Below are 22,522 nucleotides of genomic sequence, written 5' to 3'. Positions count from 1 at the left end.
TTAATCTATTTGCATTTCAGGTTATTTTCATAAAACGCTGCATAGTTTTGATATACAATAATTTGTGGATTTAATTTCAGTTGTTTTTGTAACACCAACTCTACCAACAAAGACAAAAATATAATGACTTTTGATGATTATTTAACCCTACTCGCTAAAAATGATGGCTCTGATCTTTTTCTTAGCACTGGTGCCCCACCCTGCGCAAAATTTCACGGAAAATTAAAGCCTCTTCATAAGGAGCCATTTCTTCCTGGAGAAATAAAAGCTATCGCCTATGCCATTATGGACAAAGAGCAGGTAGATGAATTTGAGCAAGAACTTGAAATGAACCTCGCCTACCATATTCCTCGTATTGGCAGGTTCAGGGTTAATATTTTTAAACAACGTAACGAAATATCTATAGTTGCCCGAAATATTGTTACTGAAATTCCAAATGTAGATGCCCTTGGCCTACCGCCTATATTGAAAGACGTCATAATGACGAAGCGTGGCTTAGTCCTCTTCGTTGGCGCTACTGGTTCTGGTAAATCTACATCGCTAGCGGCCCTCATTGATCACCGCAACACTAATAGCAGCGGTCATATAATTACGATTGAAGACCCCATTGAGTTTATTCACCGTCATAAGCGCAGCATTGTTAATCAGCGTGAAATCGGCATGGATACTCGGAGCTTTCACCAAGCTCTGAAAAACACCTTACGGCAAGCACCCGACGTTATTCTTATTGGTGAGATCCGTGATAGAGAAACGATGGAGCACGCTCTTGCCTTTGCTGAAACAGGGCATTTGTGTATCTCAACATTGCATGCGAATAACGCCAACCAAGCCCTTGATCGTATTATCAACTTCTTCCCAGAAGAGCGACGAAACCAATTATTATTAGATCTTTCTCTTAATTTAAAATGTTTTGTTTCTCAGCGCTTAATACCCACTGAAGATGGAAAGCGCGCTGCCGCCATAGAGATATTATTGGGTACACCCAGTGTTGCCCAAGCAATTCACAAGGGTGAAATAGAAACGATTAAAGAAATTATGAAAAAATCTGAAAATGTGGGCATGCAAACTTTTGACTCCGCATTATTCAAGATTTATGAAAGCGGAAAAATATCCTTTGAGGAGGCATTAAAGAATGCCGACTCTGCAAATAATTTACGGCTGCAAATTAAACTTCATAGTAGTCACGGTATACCAGAAGGAAATGCAGAAGAAACAGAAAACGAAGAGCAAACAGGATCATTTGCTCTCAGCATAGAAGTTGATGATCAGGATGATGTCCCGACCTAAACCTTGAGCTAAAAGCTCAAGGTAAATCGTCTATTTCTGCCCCTTCTTTCTCTACAACAATCAGGTCATCTTGGCTAATATTCATTGTCATCAGCAAGCTGGCAACAACATAGATAGATGAATAAGTACCCACACCGATACCAATCAGCAATGCTAAAGCAAAGCTATGAATCATTTCACCACCGACAAAAGCCAGTGCTAGCAACACCAACAATGTTGTGCCAGAAGTCACCAAGGTACGATCTAGTGTTTCAGTAAGCGAAATATTGATAATTTCATCGGCATCATGTTTGCGTAACTTACGCAAATTTTCGCGAATACGGTCAGCCACCACAATCGAGTCGTTGAGCGAGTAACCTATAACAGCCAAAATCGCGGCCAACACGGTTAAATCAAAATCCCAGCCCACTATGGCGAAGACACCTAACGTGATAAGAACATCATGTCCCAAAGCTGCTACAGCGCCAACCGAAAACTTAATTTGAAAACGCATTGCCACATAAATTAACACCACAACCAAGGCTAACAACACTGCCAAGCCGCCCTGCTCTCTGAGCTCCTCACCAACTTGAGGGCCTACAAATTCAATACGGCGTAACTCAACCTCAGCTTCAGTGCCAGCCTGTAATACTGCAAGCACCTCTTCGCCTAGTGTGGGGCTCATGCCTTCAGGCATTCTAACCAACACATCAGTATCTGATCCAAAATTAACCACAATGGCGCTTTCATATCCTGCGGCACTGAGGTCTTCACGAACCTGCTGTAAAGGTACTGACTCTTCGTAAATAACCTCTATTAAAGTACCACCGGTAAAATCGAGACCAAAGTTCAATCCCTTTACGGCGAGCACTGACACCGATGCGATCAAAGCGATAATTGAAATGACCATCGCAATGCGACGCCCACCCATAAAGTTAATCATTTTAGTTGTATCCGACATACGTTTCCCCTAGATCGCCAGCTTGGTGATACGACGACCGCCGTAAACGAAATTAACAATAGCGCGGGTGCCCATAATTGCGGTAAACATCGAGGTTAATATCCCCAGCGACAAAGTCACTGCAAAACCGCGTACAGGCCCAGTGCCCACTGCATACAAAATAACCGCCACTAAGAGCGTGGTAACGTTGGAATCCATAATGGTAACGAATGCGCGACCGTAACCAGCTTCAATTGCATGCTGCACTGATAAACCCGCTCGCAGCTCCTCTCGTATTCGAGAAAAGATAAGCACATTGGCATCAACAGCCATACCAACGGTAAGTACGATACCCGCAATCCCTGGCAACGTTAACGTGGCACCCAGCAATGACATGGCAGCTGTCAACAGAATGATATTGGCACCCAAGGCAACCACCGCAATAACACCAAAAACACGGTAGTAAACCAACATAAACAAGGCTACCAAGCCCAAGCCAATCTTCACCGCATTTAAACCCTTACTAATATTTTCTGCCCCTAGTGATGGGCCAACCGTTCGCTCTTCCACAAAATCGATGGGCGCTGCGAGGGCACCCGCTCTCAATAATAAAGACAGCTCAGCGGCTTCGCCTGGAGCGTCTAAACCGGTAATACGAAATTGCACACCTAGGGCATCTTTTATAGTTGCCAGGCTAATAATTTTTTTCTCGTCATAAGGTACTTTTACTATTTGCTCTACACCTTCCGCATCAACTTGATAATGGGTACGACTCTTACGCTCAATAAACAACACCCCTAGACGACGGTTAATATTGTGCCGCGTCATTTTGTGCATCAAGGTACCACCTTGGCTGTCCAGAGTGATATTGACCTGAGGCATGCCATTTTGGTCAAAACCAGCCTGAGCATTTGCAACCCGCTCACCAGTAATAACAACATCGCGCTCCAACCACGCGCTCGGTTCACCACGGCCAGGATTGCGGAACTCAAATTGCTCACGATCTGTTAAAGGCGCGTCATATTTAGCTTCTAAGCGAAAATCCAAATTCGCGGTTTTACCCAAGATACGTTTAGCTTCTGCGGTATCTTGAATGCCTGGCAACTCGACAACAATACGATTACGGCCCTGGCGCTGAACCAGAGGCTCCGACACGCCTAATTCATTAACACGATTACGCAAGGTCGTCAGGTTTTGACTTACCGCATAATCTTCAATTTCTTTACGCTTGGCTTCACCGATAATAGCTCGCAAGTAAAAAGACTCATCATCCATCTCTACTTTTTCGCCGGTGAGCTCAGCAAAATCACTACGAATCAATTTTAACGCCGTGTCACGTAATTCAGCCGTTGTAAATTTCCCGGAGATAACCCCATCGTTCAAGGTAACAAACCCGCGGATACGCTCCTCTCGCAGTTTCTTTTTAATACCTGAACTGAAGTGCTCTAAACGAGTTTCAATGGCGGAATCAGTATCGACTTCCAATAAAAAATGCACACCGCCACTTAAATCCAAGCCTAATTTCATGGCTTGAGCACCCAAGTTACTAAGCCAATCCGGTGTATTAGAGGCGAGATTTAACGCCACCACATAACCGTCTCCCAATGTGCGCTGAACAATACTCTGGGCCCGTAGTTGGACATCGGTTTCATAAAGACGAACTAAACCGGATTTACCGGTTTCATTAGCCTCTTCGCCAAAATGTTCGATGCCGCCAGCATCTAATGCCGCAGACAAGCGAGTCATCAGTGCCTGATCTATCACCACTCCGCTACTTTCACCCGAAACCTGTAAGGCCGGATCAGGCCGATACAAATTTGGTATCGCGTACAGAAGGCCGATCCCTAGCACCGCTAAAATTAGCAGGTTTTTCCAGAGAGGATATTTATTAAGCATTGTATTTTCACCAAAACCGCCTGTGACGACGGTGCCTATTTAGTAACGGACGCCAACATGGGCGTTAATAATAGACGGAGCACCCCTGATCCGCCCTTATAAAAGCGCCGGCAATAGCCGGCGCCAATTCGTCTTACTCACTTAATCAACCCAAACTCGGGCATTTCTGAACAGCCTCATCCAACCGCTGTCTTCTTTCGAACTGTCCGCCACCCATGAGTTTTGCACTGTACGAAACACTCGTTCTGGGTGAGGCATCATAATCGTAACACGACCATCTACACTACTCGCCCCAGCAATACCCAATGGTGAGCCATTAGGATTAGCAGGATAACGCTCGGTAACCACCAATGTATTATCAATAAATTGAAGCGCCACTTTTCCGCTTTGCTGCAAGTTATGTAAATGAGCGGCATCAGCAAACTCCGCACGCCCTTCACCGTGAGCTACAGCCACCGGCAAATGCGACCCCGCCATGCCAGATAATAATATGGAGGGTGATTCCGGAATTTCAACCAGAGAAAAACGCGCCTCAAACTGTTCAGAGCGATTTCTTACAAAACGTGGCCAATGTTCTGCGCCTGGTATGAGTGAATGCAGATTCGACATCATCTGACAGCCGTTACACACACCAAGAGCAAACGTATCATTACGCTGGAAAAACGCTGAAAACTCATCTCTAGCTAAACCATTAAATAAGATGGTTTTTGCCCAGCCCTCTCCCGCACCGAGAACATCCCCATACGAAAAGCCCCCGCATGCCGCTAAGCCTTTAAAATCTTGCAAGCTAACACGGCCACTGAGGATATCACTCATATGCACATCAACTGCGGTGAATCCAGCGCGATCGAAGGCCGCAGCCATTTCCATTTGGCCGTTAACACCCTGCTCCCGCAAAATCGCCATACGGGGCAATACGCCCGAATTAATATAGGGCGCGGCAATATTTTCCTGTGCATCAAAAGATAAAGACTGGCTTAAACCGGGATCATTTTCGCTAATACCGTCAAACTCCTGTTGGGCGCAATCTGGGTTGTCCCGCAAAGCCTGCATCCTATAGCTCAATTGCTGCCAGTTCTTTTGCAATCGTAATCGATCATCTTGCAGCACCGGTACCCCGCCGTAGCTCAGCGTGATATCTGATCCTGCAACGGCTTTACCAATCTCTTGAACACATGCAGACAAGCCGTGAGCCGTAAAGATGTCTAGTACCGCCTCAACCTCACTGCAACGCACTTGAACAACTGCACCCGCTTCTTCAGCAAATAAGGCCCCGTGCACATTACCTTGGGCGCTCAATTCAATATCAAGTCCACAGTGGCCAGCAAAAGCCATCTCTAATAAGGTAATTGCCAAACCACCATCGGAGCGATCGTGGTAGGCAATAATTTTTTGCTCTTCAAGCAGCTGCTGAATGGCATTAAAAAAACCGGCTAGCAAGGTTGGACTATCAATATCTGGCGACTCACTGCCAACCTGCTGGTAAACCTGCGCCAAACAAGACCCACCCAAGCGCTGTTTTCCCGCGCCTAAGTCAATTAATAGCAAGGCATTATCATCAAGGTCTGCTTGTAACTGGGGCGTCACTGTTTTGCGAACATCAAGCACTGGGCTAAACGCGGTTATCACCAGAGACATTGGTGCAGTCACGGCTTTATTTTGGTCGCCATCCTGCCATGTAGTGCGCATAGACATAGAGTCTTTACCCACTGGAATGGTAACCCCTAATGCGGGACAAAACTCTAAGCCCACCGCTTTTACGGTATCAAATAGGACTTCGTCTTCACCGCCATACCCCGCCGCGCACATCCAGTTTGCCGAGAGTTTGATATCGGCGATTTTCTCTATGCGAGTGGCTGCAATATTAGTCAGCGCTTCGGCAACAGCCATACGTCCAGAGGCTGGGCCATCAATTAAAGCCAGCGGAGTCCGCTCGCCCATGGCCATTGCTTCTCCTGCGTACGAGTCATAGCTCACCGTGGTAACCGCGCAGTCTGCCACTGGAATTTGCCAAGGGCCTACCATTTGGTCTCTATGAACTTGTCCGGTGATAGAGCGGTCACCAATGGTGATTAAGAAATTTTTTGCCGCAATGGTAGGTAAGGCTAATAAGCGCTCCAAGGCTTCATCGATATTAATTGCCGCCGGGTCAAATTCAGGTCTTTGTGGATACTGACGAGTAATATCCCTATGCATTTTAGGTGGCTTGCCAAACAACACCGACATGGGCAAATCTACCGGATTATTGTCAAAGTGCGTATCACCAACCCGTAAACGTTTATCTTCTACTGATTCGCCAACCACCGCATACGGCGCTCGCTCGCGGGCACAAATGGCTTCAAATGTTGGCAAATTTTCCGGTGCAATGGCAACTACATAGCGCTCTTGAGATTCATTACACCAAATTTCTAGTGGTGACATGCCAGGCTCATCATTTGGAACTTTGCGTAAGTCAAAGTCACCACCGCAGCCACCGTCTTTAACCAACTCCGGAAACGCGTTTGATAATCCGCCAGCACCCACATCGTGAATAAAGGCAATGGGGTTATTCTCTGCCATGGCCCAGCAGCGATCGATGACCTCTTGGCAACGCCGCTCAATCTCAGGGTTTTGTCGTTGTACTGATGCAAAATCGAGATCTTCTGTAGAACTACCGCTACTCATAGAAGATGCAGCACCGCCACCCAAGCCTATCAGCATTGCCGGCCCACCCAGCGCCACAAGCTTGTGACCCGCAGGGAATTCAGTTTTCAGAACATGCTCTTCTTTAATGTTGCCATAACCACCGGCAATCATAATTGGTTTGTGGTAGCCCCGCCGCTCCTCACCTGCCGCACCCACGGCGTTTTCTTCAAAACTCCGAAAGTATCCGCACAAATTAGGTCTGCCAAACTCATTATTAAATGCCGCGCCACCAATGGGGCCCTCCAGCATAATATCCAGCGCCGAAACAATCCGGCCCGGCTTGCCGTAATCGGCTTCCCAAGGTTGTTCAAATCCCGGTACACGAAGGTTTGAGACACTAAAACCACTTAAGCCTACTTTGGGCTTGGAGCCACGCCCCACTGCGCCTTCATCGCGAATCTCTCCTCCAGAGCCAGTTCCAGCGCCCGAGAAAGGTGAAATTGCCGTAGGGTGGTTATGGGTCTCCACTTTCATTAATAAGTGGATATCTTCTTGGTGATAGCGATATTCAGCAGAGCCTGGTTCGGGATAAAAGCGACCTGCGCGGTGGCCTTTAACCACGGCGGCATTATCGGAGTAGGCACTCAGCACATCTTCACCACCCAATTCGTTGGTGTTTTTGATCATGCCGAATAAAGAATGCGGCTGCTCCTCGCCATCGATTGTCCAGCTCGCATTAAATATCTTATGACGACAATGCTCTGAGTTCGCCTGCGCAAACATCATAAGCTCGACATCACTGGGGTTTCGATCAAGCTGAATAAAACTGCTAACTAGATAATCTATCTCATCATCAGCCAAAGCCAAACCAAGCTCGGTGTTAGCGGCTAACAATGCCTCGCGGCCTCCACCAAGTACGTCGACGGCCTGCATGGGTTTAGGGCTGTGGCGATTAAATAACACTGCTGCGTCAGCGGGACTATCCAAGACAACCTCGACCATACGATCATGGATAGCAGACAATAAGATATTGCGTTGTGAGTCGCTAAGCTCTCCATCAATATCAAAGAAATACTGCACGCCACGCTCTATACGCGCGATCATATCTAGACCGCAGTTGTGAGCAATATCACTGGCCTTACTAGACCAAGGTGAAATTGTTCCGGCCCTAGGCACAACAAATACGCTCATGCCGGTGTTAGCTGAAAACTCAGCAAGGGGGCCGTATTGCAATAATTGACTCAAAACGTCACTACTTGCGGTATCGAGCTCTACGGTGGTGTCCACCAAGTGAACATACTGTGCGCTCACACCTCGCAGGGTGGGAATTGAGCTCGCCAAAGCGGCCTTTAATTTATCTACACGGAAATCTGAAAGCGCCGGAGCACCTGAAAGAATAAGCATTCGGGGCGACAACCTCGATCGAATGGATTGAAGCCGGCCATTGTAAAGGATTTACGCGAGAATTTTTATCCAAAATAGTCTTTATGGTGTGATCTGCTCCATACCGATACAATTACCTTCTAATCTTTGGAGTTTTACACTTGTTCGCAAGCCGAAAAACAGAACTATTGATCACCAAGTTGCTCTGTGCTTTAAGCATATTGCTCTCTGCTTGCCTATTGAGCGCATGCCAAGATAGCGATACCGACAAACTCCAAGAAATCCGTGACAGCGGGGTTTTACGGGTACTTACTCGCAACGGAGCCACCACCTATTATGAAAGCCAAGGCGCACCAGCTGGATTTGAGTATCATTTGGCACTCGCCTTTGCAGACCACCTCAATGTCGATTTAGAAATGATTCCTGTCGTCAGTATTGATGAGGTATTTTCTGGGCTGGCGGAAAACAAAGCAGAAATCGCTGCCGCAGGGCTAAGTATTACCTCCTCTCGACAGGAAACTTTACTTTTTGGACCAAGCTATTTGAGCGTCAAACCCTTCTTTATTTATAACCGCGACAAAAATGCGCCAATGAGCTCGGCAGAAGACTTAATTGGCAAACAAATTCGCGTGATTAGCAACACCGCACATGTCGAGCAATTACTTGAGCTCAAAAAATCCTTCCCGACACTGAGCTGGGCCGAAAGCCGAGACCTAGAATCCATCGACTTACTCGAGCAACTTGCAGAGGGGGAAATTGATGTCACCATCATCAATTCCACTGAATACTATGCAAATCGCGCCTTTTACCCCAGCTTTAGGGTTGCATTTAGCGCTGAAAAACCACGAAAACTCGCGTGGGCAATGACCAACACACCGGCTAATGCCAGCCTGATTAAAGAAATGACGCTCTTTTTTAAGACGTTTACCGCCAACGGCAAACTTGCACGCCTAATAGATCGCAGCTTCACAATAAATGAGCGCCAAACATTCATTAACACCCAAACATTTTTACAAATGAAAGAAGAGCGGCTTCCAGATGTCAAAGGGTTGATTGAGCAGGTCGCCATAGAATACGATCTAGACTGGCGATTTCTCGCCGCCATTAGTTACCAAGAATCCCACTGGGATGCATCAGCCCGATCTCCTACGGGAGTACGCGGCATGATGATGCTCACTAGGTCAACCGCACTTGAACTCAATGTGGACGATCGCTTAGACCCACTACAAAGTTTGCGTGGTGGCGCTCGCTATTACAAAAAACTCTACAGCAGGCTTCCTGCGAGCATAGAACCACCTGATCGCAGCTGGTTTGCCCTTGCGGCCTACAATATTGGTTTAGGTCATGTCGAAGATGCACGCATCATTACCCAGCGGCGTGGAGGCAACCCCAACCTCTGGAATGATGTCAGGGAAAGCCTGCCATTATTACGACAAAAGAAATGGTACAAACCCACTAAATACGGTTATGCCCGTGGTGACGAAGCCGCCCGCTATGTACGTAATATTCGTGATTACTATTCATTACTCACCTGGGATGAGCTGAATCGCTATCGAGTTCCCCCGCCGAGAATCATTTCTGACTATCTACCTGCAGAGTTAAATAGAGGATTTGATGCACTTTAAAATATGAAGCCAAGTATTACCCAAATTGCCAAAAACTGGGTTGTACTTATCAAAGCTATTAAAACGGTTTCGGCGCGTAACCTGTCACTTCAGAAATACCCATTTCCTTGCCTAGCGCAGTCAACGGGTGCACAACAACAAGCCCCCGGACCGACTTTTTAAACGCACCCATGTCAGCCTGCTCGACTTTTGTTAAAGGCCGTTGAAATCCCAAGGTCAACAATTGCTCGGCTTGAGCTAAATTTTTGCGGCTCTGCATACCCTTAATACTGGCAATCTTTTTATTAATTGCCGCCAACTCACGTTTAAATTGCAGAATCAGCGCTTGATTGTCAGCAGCCTTGGCATCGTCCAACTTGCGACGAAGTAAATCCAGCTTATTATTTAATTGTTGAATATCTTTATTTAAATTCATTAATTACTCTCCCCAAGGGTACACTGCGGGGACCATTGTCATACCCCATCTTAGATGCAGTATAACAATAAGCAGCGAGCTTACGGCGATAAAGCAGTACCCCATTGTGCTAACAAAGCGGCCGTTTCTTCATTTAACTAACTGAATCATCAAGAAACACTCGCTACCCGATTTCCAGGTAATCAAAAAAGGGGGGGGGGTTAATATTTCAAGCCTTACAAGTTTAAACCGCAGTTTTTCTCTGTGGTAAATACTTGAGCACATAGGGCTTTCTAAGCACTAAAAATGCAGCAGGTACAAAAAACAATGACAGTACTGTCGTTAAGACCGTACCACCGGCCAGCACCACGGCAAAGGGAGGCCAAAATCCCCCTCCCGACAAGATTAAAGGTATCAACCCCGCCACAGTGGTGATGGTGGTAGAACTAATATGCTTAGTACACACCGACACTACATTCACAATTTCGGCCTGATCACCCGCCATGGCCAAGGGCGATGATTTAAGCTCTGTTAAAATAACAATCGCCGCATTAACCGCCAGCCCCATCAACCCCATCAAACCGATGATGGCGGTAAAACCAAATGGGTACTGAGCAATCCACAGACTCAGCATGCCCATACCAGCAGATTGGATAGCAACAGCAAATACCAATGCAGAAAGACGGAAAGAATCAAATGCCATCACGACGGTGACAACAAGCAAAACCACGATAATACCAACACTGCCCATTAAATTACCAACGGCCTCATTGCGGCTTTCTGATTCGCCACCAATCTCTAATGTATAACCTGCAGGCACGGTGAACCCCTCCTCTGCAATCCTCGCCTTAAGACGAGTAAGTACTTGTGCAGGAAGAACTCCGTCTCTAATAAATACATCTATCATATTAACCCGTCGCCCATCACGACGAGAGATTTTCGCCTGTGCAGGCTTTAATTCAACATCGGCCAAGGCAGATAGCGGCCGCGCTCCCGTTGGTAATGCGAGCGGAAACGACATGAGCCTATCAATACTTGTTTCTTTTACACCCGCTCCAGATACCCGTATAGGCAGCTGTTCAGTACCATCCAACATGCTGCCACTCACCACCCCATCGATATTCGTTGCCAGCAACGCTGAAAGATCTTTCAGGCCAATTTGACTCCGCTGCGCTTCACTCTCATCAATATCAATCCAAAGTTTAGGCACAACTTCACCTAAGGAGTCTCGAACATGAATTACGTCATCAGTTTCCTGTGCGATACGCCGCAACTCATCGCCCATCATTTTTAAACGGGGCAAACTACTACCGTATAACCGCAGCTCAACAGGCGCATTTGACGGTGGTCCTTGTGCTAGTCGACGCACAATAATTTGATAATTCGGAAAAGCCTCGTCTAATTCCTGCTGCAAGATGCTTATCAAGCGATTCGCGTGACTAAAGTCCTTCATTTTCATCATCGTTTGTGCATAATTTGACGCGCCATCTTTAGAGTCCATAAGGTTGTAATAAAACGACACGGCATTACGCCCAATAAACCAATGAATAGAAGTCACTTCTGGGTGGGTATTGATAATTTCGGTTATTTTCTCAGTAGCCCGTCGCGTATGCTCAATACTGCTACCAGCGGGTAGATATAGCTCAAGGTTAATCATGTCCCGGTCTGAGGGCGGAAAAAACTGCTCGGGTAAACTTTGAATAGCGATAAATCCCGTTACCGGCAATACACATGCCGCCAACATAAAGCGCCGAGGACGTAACAACACCCACGCCAGAAAACGGCGAAACCAATAGTTCAAACGCGGCGCACCAACACCACTCACTTGATTGTTGGACAACCATTTCCCCGCAACCGGCGCAATAATAAAGAGAGAAATAAGCCATGAGCCAAGCAAAGAAAAAATAACTGCTCGTCCTAATGGGCCGATAAATTCACCTGCAGGCCCGGGCATAAGTACAACCGGCATAAAGGTCAAAACGGTGGTTAATGTGGAACCTAACAGAGGGACCCATAAATGGCGTAAAGTTTTGGTTGCCGCTGCAACAGCAGAGAAACCTCCGCGGCGATAACGCATGACGGTATCAGCGACCACAATAGCGTTATCTACCATAATCCCTAGGGCCACGATAAGCCCCGTAACTGACATTTGATGTATAGGCATATTCGTCATGCGCATACACGCCATCGAAAACAACATCGTCAAAGGTAGGGATACGGCAACTATCGCCGCAGAACGCCAACCTAGCGTCACCAACAAAATGGTAAAAATAAAGAAAAAACCCAGCAAAATATTATTAATTAAACCGCTTAAACGAACCTCGTTGTAATCTTCTTGTACAAAGAGTTCTTGCAATACAATCTCATCAGGTAAGGTGGCCACAAAATCAGCCACCTCCTTTTGCAACACCTCGGTCCAGCGATCTCCTCGCATGTCTGGCAGCATACGAGATCCGATCACCACCGCGCGCTCGCCGCTGACAATCGCAATATCGCTAGGCGTATCCGGCTCGCCGTGATACACATGAGCAACATCCTGTAACTGCAATGAACCACCATTAGCTAAGGTCAGCAAAGGCGTGCGACGAATGCGTTCAACAGCGTCAAACCCACCCACTAATTCAACAGAAATACGCTGCTTATCATTATTGAGTTCGCCGGCAGCCGTTTTTGCATCGCTGACTCCCAAAAGCCCCGCAATCTTAGGCACATCCAATCCAACTGCCGTTGCCTTGACCGGGTCTACTTTCACCTGTATTTCTTCAACTGGCGCCCCGACAACCTTAACGATATCGGTGCCAGAAAGGTTTCTTAATCTACTGGCTAACTCGTCTGAATAGCGCCCCAAACGCAATAAATCTGAAGGCCCAGTGCCTTGCCAAGCCAAAGCCCCAATCCACGTAAACGCATAGTTTCTGGTTGTATCCAAATACGGTTCGCCGGCACCTTCCGGAAGCTGACTCGCTGTTTGTTGAATTTTATCCCTTATTTCGGCCCACAACTGATCGCCATCTTCCTGATTAACAGAATCGTCCAGCTGCACCACAATCACTGAAACACCACCGCTAGAATGGGCGGTAATGTGGTATACCTCGGGCACTGTGCGAATCGCCGTTTCTAGGGGTTCGGCAATTAAACTTTCTACGCGCTCTGCACTGGCTCCGGGGAATGGAGTCACTAAAATTGCGTGACGATTAACTATATGGGGGTCTTCAAGGCGCGGTAAGCTAGCTACCGCAGCAAGGCCGGCAACAAGGATAAGTGCAAATAGCAGTGCAACCATTCGGGGGTTAGTCAGCATTTTAGAAATCATAGCGGATTACTCGGCCATTAAGCTGACATGCAGCCCAGGCGATAAACGATGAAGTCCGGCTGTCACAATACGATCACCCGTTTGTAATTCCCCGTCCACATAGACTCGACCCTGATATTGATAGACCGGCTGAACCGATCGCTTGCGCAGCTGGTAGCTGCCATCGTCGACTGCTGCGAGTCCGTAAACTGCCCATGTTCCTCGGACATCCTCAAGCAGTGCAGTCAAAGGCACCCAAAAGCCAGAGACATCCCGTTTCTCGGGTAAATGTAAATAGGTTGTATTGCCATCAACGGCGGGCGCTTCTGGTGGAAGTTGAACTCTCACCGTACGAGTTTGGGTGCGCCAATCCAAATTTTGCGCCACTGAAATGACTGAAACCGGCCAAACACCAAAATCACCGGATATCGATAAAGGCTGGCCATAGACTAGGTTCCTGCCCAAGCGGTCAGAAATACCAAATACCGCCTCGTTATTTCCAGTAACAACCACTTGCATTAACGCTTGCCCAGCACTAACCAATACGCCCTCTTCCACTTGCTGTGTAGAGACTTCACCGCTAAATGGCGCAGTCATTTGTGATTTTTTCATTCGCAATGCCACGCCTTTAAGCCGAGCATCAACTTGTGACAACTGGGCGGCAGCCGCACTGCGACGAGATATTAATTCATCAAGTTGGCCAACCGATACATAACCACTCTCACGTAAATTTCGGAAGCGAATGACGTCTTTTTCTAATTGTTCAAGTCGAGCTGTCACTTCACTCTGCGCTGCAATTAACTCAGCCTTTTCAATGACTAAAGATCGTGTATCAAGCCGTGCAAGTACTTCTCCAGCATTGACTTGCTGACCATCCTCAACTGTCACCTCTGCAACCTTACCAGCCAATTCAAAACCAATATCTGCTCGCTGGCTACCAATGACTCGACCAGCAAATAAGCGCTGAGCCTCGTAGGCTGGTAAACGCTCAATCACGGTAGTACTAACCCGCTGAAGAGTCACCTCAGCTAATAAAGATGGCGAAAACAACATCATCACCAAAATTACCGATTGAACAAAAGTTGATTGCATTGCCAAATACTCGATCTGCTGTAGATTGACACGAATATAGATAAACTAAACTGGACTGTCTAGTCTATTTTAGATAAATTAGCATTACATATTGGCAATAACCCAGCAGTGTTATGCATAAAAAGGTAGACACGAAAGTGGAAGAAAAACGCGTACGTAGCAAAAGCGAAGAAAAGCGCAGCCAAATTATTGATGCCGCAGGAGCCCTCTTTATTACTGATGGCTTCGAAAAAGTCAGCATGGAACAGATTGCCAAATCGGCTGGCGTTTCAAAGCAAACCGTATACAGCCACTTTGGCAATAAGCAATTACTGTTTACCGCCGCAATTGATTGCAAATGTGAGGAATATGACCTTGCACCAAATAAAATCAAACAACCAATGGGCTGCGAAGAATACCTGAGTTTATTCAGCCAACAACTGTCTTCTTTGCTGATTAGCGAAGATGCCATTGGCATGTTTAGGGCTTGCATCAGCGGCGCAGGACAATCAGAAGTGAGCAAACTATTCTGGGAAGCCGGCCCCGGAAAAATTCGCCGTCAACTCAGAGTCTATCTCGAAGAACAGAGTAAGCTAGGTATTTTATGCATTGAAAATATCGATACCGCGGCAGCCCAATTAATGTCTATGATAGTTTGTGAAACACAATTTCAAAGTTTAATCGGCTTACCGCAATCAAAGTCAACTGAAGAACTAAAGCAATATGCTACACAATGCGCACAACTTTTTTATAAAGCTTACCGCTGTTAGTGACTTCATATTACGGGGTTTCTTTTTTAGCAATCACGTCAACTTCAGCGTTTATAGAGGATTCATTTACCTCAGCAACAGCTGACTTACTACTCAACTGAGGCGACTTAATAACGGCTTTTTGCAAAATAATGCTATTGGGATAGGTCACCGTACTACCATCATCGCGTCGAATAAGAACATGAAATAAAGCGATCTCGACAATTTGTCCGGTAATATCATCATCTTTATCAACCACTTTAATACGATCACCAATACGATACGGAAATGCAAAAAAAATGATCACACCTGCAGTAATATTACTGAGAATGGACCACTGAGCCACCAAGGCAATACCCAGCACGGCCAGAAACGAAGAAAGAAATATAAATACTTGCTGAAAACCTAGGCCAAAAAAGAAACAAATTAAGATTAAGCCTGACAACAAAAAACCGATATTTACCGCTTTTCGCACATAACCCAAGCGAAGCGCTGACACCTTATTTTTGTCGGCAAACGTAATCAGCACACCAGTAACGATTCGATTAAAATAAAACAACAACGCGAGAGAACAAATCGCTATTACAACCTTAGTAATCAATCTCGCAACTCCTCGTCAGCACTTTGTTGCATCCACTTTCGTGGACGTTGTAATTGTTTCAATTGCAGTAAATTGTATTTGTAACTCTCACTGTCTACCGGCAAATAACTACAGCGAGTAAACAATTGTGTTTGTAACGTAAACCACTGCGCCCAACACGGTTGCTCGACAGCAACTCTAGCTAAAAAATCCTCTGGGGTTTCACCCTCTGCGCGATCTATACCTCTTCGTGCTAACGCTCTGCAGCTGTACAAATAGTAACGCGCTGCTAAATCTTCTCCCCGCTTTGCAGGAAGGCGCAAACTAAAGAATGCTGCCACAACCAGAGGCAGGCCGCCCACCAACATCACCGCAATTAACATTCGCTGAGGGTTTATTTGTCCTAACAAGCCACGTAAAAAACTATTTTGAATATCACTATCAAAATTTAACACCCAGCGCGCCCATGCGTAATTTATATTATCGACGAAATAACGAAATTGCTTTGCCCATTCATAACGACGTAACGACATGGGCGAATCATTTAGATAACCTCGCTGACGACTCAATAAAGCCTCTGCCCCCAAACTTATCCGCGATGGCGCAACCGTTGCTGTTGGATCAATCCTCACCCAGCCACGATCTTCAAACCAAACCTCTGCCCAAGCATGCGCATCAGACTGGTGAACCAAGAGATAGCCTTCCCGCTCATTGAGTTCTCCACCTTGATACCCGACAACAATCCTCGCAGGCACACCGGCTGCTCGCATAAGATAAACAAAGCTACCAGCAAAATGCTCGCAATAGCCCTGTCGAGTATTAAACAAAAAATCATCTACATTGTTATCACCCAAGACTGCTGGCGTTAGGGTGTATTCGAACGGTGTCGTCTCAAAATAACGCATTGCCGCCGCCACTCGCTCACTGGGATTTGAATATTCCTGTAGCCACGTTTTTGCCAAAGCAGATGCTTGCGGGTTTTTCGACGCACCCACCAAGCGTAAATTTTGTTTGTCAGCCCCACGATCATCCATAAGTACCGAGGAGTAATTGCTTTCTGCACGATATTCGACTCGTCCGTTAATCCCGCGACGACTCAACCACTGATGCTGATGGGTGTAATATACATCGGATCTATTTTCCACCTTGCCCAAAGGCAGTACATAAAGCCATTCATGCATACCTGACTCAAGGGTAACGGTATAGTTAATGCTGGGCTCCTCCACTAAAGGTGCCTTAGTTTTGTCCCGTGCAGGCCAACTGTTTCGGCTCCAACGGCGCCCATCAAACTCGTCTAATACAAGACCCCGCCAATATAACAACTCAGTGTTTGGCGGCTCGCCATCAAACCTAACCCTAAACGCCAAATCGCCAGACTGGCTTAACTTCGCAATATCTCCAAACTCAAGAGAATCAGACATTCCCGTCACTCCCTGCCCTCCAGGCAGAGGCATGGTCCACAAAGGGCCAATACGGGGGAAAATCACAAACAACATGAGCATTAAAGGTAGCGATTGCAAGGCAATGACGGCAATCTTTCGCAGCATAATGCCCGGCCTGGTTTTATCGCGGCTCATCGCCTGTTGGGCCATTAACAGCATGGCAAGCTGAATAAGCGCCAAAGCAACATCGATTATCTGCTGTGACAACAATAATCCGCAGGCGACAACAAAGTAACTAAGCATCAAGATTAGCCAGTGATCGCGCTCGGTTTTAAGTTCTAATAGTTTCAGGATCAATGCGAGAACGAGAATGGCAACCATCGCCTCTAAAGCCAGCAGCGACGAAAACGACAGATACACACCCGCCACAGCAACCAGTGCAAGTGCAGCCTTAAGCAAAGGGTTTGGGTAAGACCTCCCCGCCGACAAAATACGCCAATACCACCATGCGGCCCCCAACCACACCAGCACGACCCACGGCGGCAACACCGCAATCAAAGGCAATATTGCGCACAGCTGGGCAAGTAATAACCAAATCACTGCATGACGATTTTCAGCCGCGGTCACAATATTCATATCGTTAAAAAGAAGCGCATATTAATACATGGCCAACGAGCGGAGTACTCGGCTTAATTGATCACCACCACTAGCCGCTGCGACTTTAAGCCCTGGGAGCTGCAAACCAAACGCTAGGCCGCGCTTATTACAATCCAGAGCCCAAGCGCACAACGTACTCAGCCGGTCCTCCACTCCCAAGCCCTCAAGTTCATTCCAATCCAAAACCAATTCATCTGCCTGTGATTGCTCAAACTGCTTCGTTTGTAATGGCTGCCCCTTAGCATACGCTTTCCAAAATATTCGGCTAGGTGATTGCCCCGGCTGATAGCGTTGAAAACCACTAAATTCATCTCTATCACGGGAAAAGCTATCCACCCCACCCTCACCGTCTGCGGCCCGATTGATTAACGGCCGCAACATTTTTGGCTGAGGATAAACAACGCAGTGCCAATCTAGTTTAGGTGCGGCCCAACAACGCAATATTCCCAATGGATAACGCGTTGTTACTGTCATTCGGCTTGGATGCATTACACCTCGCTTGGAAGCTGGAAACGTCAATATAACCGTGGTCGCCCCCTCATTCGCATTCACGCTGCAAACTTCTTGCTGTTGTTCAGCAAAGCCTAGGTATAAACGGTGTCTATCGCGCTTGCCTGCGTCCAAGTGCAAATGAAAAGCCGCTCGTTGACCTGCAAAGACCGGCTCAGCTGCACCCGCACGTAAGATAATGCCAGATAAATTGGCGTAGGTATGAAGAATGACAACAAGGAAAATACTGAAGAGCCAAAAGGTAATCGCAAAGATTAGGTTATTTTGATAATTGATCGCCAGCATTAGCAGACCAAACAACATAATGAAATAGCCGCCACCAACCCGGGATGGAATAATAAATATACGACGTTGGTTTAGTATTAATTGAGCGCAAGGTGGGCTGCGCCTTTCTAGCCAGATATTAAATCGACGACGAACAAACGCTTGCAGTTTGCTCACCATGGTTACACCACTACCGGCACCTGCGACAGCAGCCGCTTTATCAAATCAGGACCATTATCGTGATTATCGGCAGCAGGTTTCAAACGGTGGGCGGCTACCGGCTCAAGCAAGAGCTGGATGTCATCTGGTAACACATGGTCTCTCCCCTCTATCATGGCCCAGGCTTTTGCAGCTTGAATTAACGCTAAGGCCGCGCGGGTAGATAAACCAAATGCATAGTGCGAATCTTGTCGAGTAAATGCAATGATTCGCTGCACATAGGACAAAACACTATCACGAACCGTAATTTCATCAACCTTGGCTTGTAGGCCAATAATTTTTTCCGTATTCAATAAGGCTCGAAGCTCATCGATAACCGCGCGAGGATCGCCACCTGCAAGCAAGCGACGCTCAGATACCTCATCAGGATAGCCAAGTGAGATTGTCATTAAGAAGCGATCTAATTGCGATTCTGGCAACGGAAACGTACCAGATTGAAACCAAGGGTTTTGTGTTGCCATAACAAAAAATGGTTGGGGTAAGTGGCGAGTTTCGCCCTCTACCGTTACCTGCTTTTCCGCCATTGCTTCCAACAACGCACTCTGCGTTTTTGGGCTAGCTCGGTTAATTTCATCAACTAGCAAAAACTGAGTAAAAACCGGACCGGGGTGAAAATGGAAAGCATTGGTATTGCGATCAAAAATCGACACACCAAGAATATCAGAGGGTAACAGATCACTGGTGAATTGCATCCGCTGATAGTCTAAGCCCGTCACCTTAGCAAAAGCTTGCGACAGGGTTGTTTTGCCAACCCCTGGAACATCTTCAATTAACAAATGCCCACGCGCTAACAAACAGCAAAGCGCTTGTCGTATTTGCCGATCCTTACCTAGTACGACTTGAGAGATTTCTTCGATGATTTGCGCATAAATAGTCATTATTTATACCGCGCTCAAACCACGTTGCAAATCTTTGCGTAAGTCTTCTACATCTTCTAGCCCTACCGACACTCGAATAAGGTTATCAGTAATACCAGCCTCAAGACGCTGCTCTGGAGTGAGGCGTCCGTGAGTAGTTGTGGCCGGATGCACAATGGTGGTTTTTGCGTCGCCCAAGTTTGCGGTAATTGACATCAAACGAGTCGCATCAATAAATTGCCACGCATCCTCCTGACTCTCACCCACTTCAAAAGATAACACACCACCAAAGGCTTTTTGTTGTGACGCTGCCAATGCATGTTGAGGGTGATCTATTAAGCCCGCGTAATGCACTTTCACCACGGCGGTTTGCTCTTGCAACCAAGTCGCCAATGTTAAAGCGCTAGCACTATGAGCCAACATCCTGAGGCGCAGAGTTTCCAAGCCTTTCAAAAATACCCAAGCATTAAAGGGGCTCATACTTGGCCCCGCGGTACGAATAAAGCTTAGGACTTCATTCATTTGTTCAACACGACCAACAACGGCACCGCCCACACTGCGGCCCTGCCCGTCCAAATATTTTGTCGCAGAGTGCACAACAATATCAGCCCCTAATGCTAAAGGTTGCTGTAATGCCGGCGTACAGAAGCAATTATCAACCACTAACAAGCAATTGTGCTGATGAGCGATATCAGCCAAAGCGCGGATATCTGCAATTTCTGACAAGGGGTTTGATGGTGTTTCTAGCAGCAGTAATTTGGTATTAGGAGTAATAGCTCTTTGCCATTGCGATAACTGAACAGGAGAAACAAATGTTGTTGAGATGCCCAGCTTAGCTAAATACTTCGTCAGCAAAACGGTTGTAGTGCCAAACACACTTCGCGAGCAAACAACATGATCACCCGTCTGCAAGAGGGCAATACAGGTGCTCAAAATTGCTGCCATCCCAGAGGCGGTAGCAACCCCCATTTCAGCGCCTTCGAGCGCCGCTATACGCTCTTCAAAAGTTCTGACCGTGGGATTGGTATAACGCGAGTACACATTACCCGCTTGCGCACCGGAAAAACGTGCCGCCGCCTCAGACGCAGAAGCGAAGACATAGCTCGATGTCATAAAAATAGGTTCTGCGTGTTCGCCTTCTGCTGTGCGTACTTGCCCCGCTCTAACAGCGCGAGTATCAAGTTCTGCCTCAGCCAATACCGACTGCCGCTGAGCTAAATATTCTTGCTCGGTCATGTTCCCTCTCTTACAGCCGTCGTTAGCTCACTACTATCCTGTTTTTTATGATACGTCGTTATGCAGGCCAATCAATGCACCCTCACCTATGACCGCATTACGCTCATTCTGAGAGTCATCATTACGATCTGCTTCAAGCTTATTCAAATAGGCTTGATCAACATCACCCGTTACATAATTGCCATTGAATACCGAGCATTCAAAATTGGTGATTTTGGGGTTCCCTTCAGACGAACAACTAATCAAATCATCCAAATCTTGGTACAGCAACCAATCAGCGCCGATTTCGTCTTGTACTTCTTGAGGTGTGCGACCATGAGCAATGAGCTCATTGGCCGACGGCATATCAATGCCATATACATTCGGGTAACGCACTGGCGGCGCTGCAGAGGCAAAATACACTTTGCGAGCACCCGCATCTCTAGCCATTTCAATAATCTGCTTACAGGTGGTTCCACGAACAATTGAATCGTCCACCAGCATCACGTTTTTATCCTTAAACTCTAAACCAATGGCATTGAGCTTTTGTTTTACGGATTTTTTACGTGCGCTCTGACCCGGCATGATAAATGTCCGGCCAATATAGCGATTCTTAACTAAACCTTCGCGGAATTTTACACCGAGCTTTGCCGCCATAGACTGGGCAGCAATACGGCTAGAGTCGGGGATAGGCACAATGACATCAATATCGTGATCAGGGTGGTCACGCAGAATTTTTTCCGCTAAACGCTCGCCTTGACGTAAACGAGATTTATATACCGATATGCCGTCCATAATTGAATCTGGGCGTGCAAAATAAACATGCTCGAAGATACAAGGTCGATAATCACCCACTTCGGTGCATTGGCGAACATGGATTTCACCACTGGTCTCTATATATACCGCTTCTCCGGGCGCAACATCGCCTATTAATTTGTACCCCAGGGCATCTAAGGCGACGCTTTCTGACGCCAGCATATACTCATTTCCCAGTGCAGACTCTCGAACGCCATACACTAGTGGACGAATACCATTGGGATCACGAAAGCCAATAACACCGTAATTGGCAACCATTGCCACCACGGCATAGCCACCTTTGCAACGATGGTGTACACCCGTCACTGCAGCAAATACATCCTCGGCTGCAGGGACTAATTTACCGAGCTTTTGCAATTCATGGGCAAAAACATTTAACAAAACTTCCGAATCTGATTCGGTATTTAAATGCCGTAAATCAGACTGGAATAACTCTCTTGATAATTCAGCCGCATTGGTCAAATTACCGTTATGCGCAAGGCTTATTCCATAGGGAGAGTTAACATAAAAGGGCTGTGCTAATGCGGGGCTAGAGCTACCCGCCGTTGGATAGCGGACATGGCCAATACCAATATTACCCAGTAATCGCTGCATATGCCGGGTATGAAAAACATCTTTGACTAAACCGTTGTCTTTGCGTTGATTAAGTTTGCCATGCTCAAAGGTCACGATACCGGCGGCATCTTGACCACGGTGCTGTAGCACCGTTAATGCATCGTACAAATCTTGGTTCACATTAGCCTTTGCGACTATACCTGCGATGCCACACATGCAGTACTAC

The 22,522-nt window shown here is 46.8% G+C and carries 15 protein-coding genes; 3 read left to right on the top strand and 12 right to left on the bottom strand.

The window, feature by feature from the left end; translation table 11 throughout:
• Positions 1-123: 123 nt before the first annotated feature.
• On the top strand, positions 124-1,287 hold the full coding sequence (locus AELLOGFF_RS07180) for a PilT/PilU family type 4a pilus ATPase (RefSeq protein WP_159268054.1): 1,164 nt from the start codon (positions 124-126) through the stop codon (positions 1,285-1,287).
• A 16-nt stretch (positions 1,288-1,303) separates the two neighbouring features.
• Here AELLOGFF_RS07180 and secF read toward each other — a convergent pair whose 3' ends face one another.
• The 3 genes from secF to purL form a co-directional block, all read right to left on the bottom strand.
• Positions 1,304-2,227 (bottom strand): protein translocase subunit SecF, encoded by a 924-nt coding sequence (gene secF, locus AELLOGFF_RS07175; protein ID WP_159268052.1) that lies wholly within the window; start codon positions 2,225-2,227, stop codon positions 1,304-1,306.
• Positions 2,228-2,236: 9 nt separating this feature from the next.
• Positions 2,237-4,102: a protein translocase subunit SecD gene (gene secD / locus AELLOGFF_RS07170; protein WP_159268051.1), complete on the bottom strand. Its 1,866-nt coding sequence runs from the start codon at positions 4,100-4,102 to the stop codon at positions 2,237-2,239.
• A gap of 141 nt (positions 4,103-4,243) precedes the next feature.
• Complete coding sequence (gene purL / locus AELLOGFF_RS07165; RefSeq protein ID WP_159268050.1) at positions 4,244-8,131, bottom strand: phosphoribosylformylglycinamidine synthase; 3,888 nt, start codon at positions 8,129-8,131, stop codon at positions 4,244-4,246.
• Between the two features lie 140 nt (positions 8,132-8,271).
• Between purL and mltF the strand changes: the two genes are divergently transcribed.
• The gene (gene mltF / locus AELLOGFF_RS07160) at positions 8,272-9,735 is read left to right on the top strand and encodes a membrane-bound lytic murein transglycosylase MltF (RefSeq protein WP_159268049.1); all 1,464 of its coding nucleotides are present in this window, start codon (positions 8,272-8,274) and stop codon (positions 9,733-9,735) included.
• A gap of 58 nt (positions 9,736-9,793) precedes the next feature.
• Here mltF and AELLOGFF_RS07155 read toward each other — a convergent pair whose 3' ends face one another.
• The 3 genes from AELLOGFF_RS07155 to AELLOGFF_RS07145 all read right to left on the bottom strand — a co-directional run bounded on the left by AELLOGFF_RS07155 (position 9,794) and on the right by AELLOGFF_RS07145 (position 14,513).
• A complete protein-coding gene (locus AELLOGFF_RS07155; RefSeq protein WP_159268048.1) occupies positions 9,794-10,150 on the bottom strand; it encodes a YibL family ribosome-associated protein in 357 nt (118 codons plus the stop codon).
• A 223-nt stretch (positions 10,151-10,373) separates the two neighbouring features.
• Complete coding sequence (locus AELLOGFF_RS07150; protein ID WP_235035741.1) at positions 10,374-13,430, bottom strand: efflux RND transporter permease subunit; 3,057 nt, start codon at positions 13,428-13,430, stop codon at positions 10,374-10,376.
• 18 nt (positions 13,431-13,448) lie between these two features.
• Positions 13,449-14,513: an efflux RND transporter periplasmic adaptor subunit gene (locus AELLOGFF_RS07145; RefSeq protein ID WP_159268046.1), complete on the bottom strand. Its 1,065-nt coding sequence runs from the start codon at positions 14,511-14,513 to the stop codon at positions 13,449-13,451.
• A gap of 137 nt (positions 14,514-14,650) precedes the next feature.
• Between AELLOGFF_RS07145 and AELLOGFF_RS07140 the strand changes: the two genes are divergently transcribed.
• Positions 14,651-15,262 carry a TetR/AcrR family transcriptional regulator gene (locus tag AELLOGFF_RS07140; protein ID WP_159268045.1) on the top strand — a complete coding sequence of 204 codons (612 nt, stop codon included), beginning with the start codon at positions 14,651-14,653 and terminating at the stop codon, positions 15,260-15,262.
• Between the two features lie 10 nt (positions 15,263-15,272).
• On the opposite strand, the gene AELLOGFF_RS07135 is transcribed toward AELLOGFF_RS07140, so the two are convergent.
• From AELLOGFF_RS07135 to purF, 6 genes are read right to left on the bottom strand one after another with little or no spacing between them, the layout of a single operon-like run.
• Positions 15,273-15,842 carry a mechanosensitive ion channel domain-containing protein gene (locus tag AELLOGFF_RS07135; protein ID WP_235035740.1) on the bottom strand — a complete coding sequence of 190 codons (570 nt, stop codon included), beginning with the start codon at positions 15,840-15,842 and terminating at the stop codon, positions 15,273-15,275.
• Positions 15,839-17,830 (bottom strand): transglutaminase TgpA family protein, encoded by a 1,992-nt coding sequence (locus AELLOGFF_RS07130; protein ID WP_159268043.1) that lies wholly within the window; start codon positions 17,828-17,830, stop codon positions 15,839-15,841. Before AELLOGFF_RS07130 ends, AELLOGFF_RS07135 begins: the two co-directional genes overlap by 4 nt.
• Before the next feature lie 30 nt (positions 17,831-17,860).
• A complete protein-coding gene (locus tag AELLOGFF_RS07125; protein WP_159268041.1) occupies positions 17,861-18,814 on the bottom strand; it encodes a DUF58 domain-containing protein in 954 nt (317 codons plus the stop codon).
• 2 nt (positions 18,815-18,816) lie between these two features.
• Positions 18,817-19,731, bottom strand: a complete 915-nt coding sequence (locus AELLOGFF_RS07120; RefSeq protein WP_159268039.1) for an AAA family ATPase — start codon at positions 19,729-19,731, stop codon at positions 18,817-18,819.
• A gap of 3 nt (positions 19,732-19,734) precedes the next feature.
• Positions 19,735-20,946: an O-succinylhomoserine sulfhydrylase gene (locus tag AELLOGFF_RS07115; RefSeq protein ID WP_159268037.1), complete on the bottom strand. Its 1,212-nt coding sequence runs from the start codon at positions 20,944-20,946 to the stop codon at positions 19,735-19,737.
• A 45-nt stretch (positions 20,947-20,991) separates the two neighbouring features.
• Positions 20,992-22,512, bottom strand: a complete 1,521-nt coding sequence (purF, locus tag AELLOGFF_RS07110) for an amidophosphoribosyltransferase (protein ID WP_159268035.1) — start codon at positions 22,510-22,512, stop codon at positions 20,992-20,994.
• Positions 22,513-22,522 lie beyond the last annotated feature (10 nt).

The organism is Zhongshania aliphaticivorans (assembly GCF_902705875.1).
GTDB classification, from domain to species: domain Bacteria; phylum Pseudomonadota; class Gammaproteobacteria; order Pseudomonadales; family Spongiibacteraceae; genus Spongiibacter; species Spongiibacter aliphaticivorans_A.
This window is presented reverse-complemented; position numbering and strand designations above follow the sequence as displayed.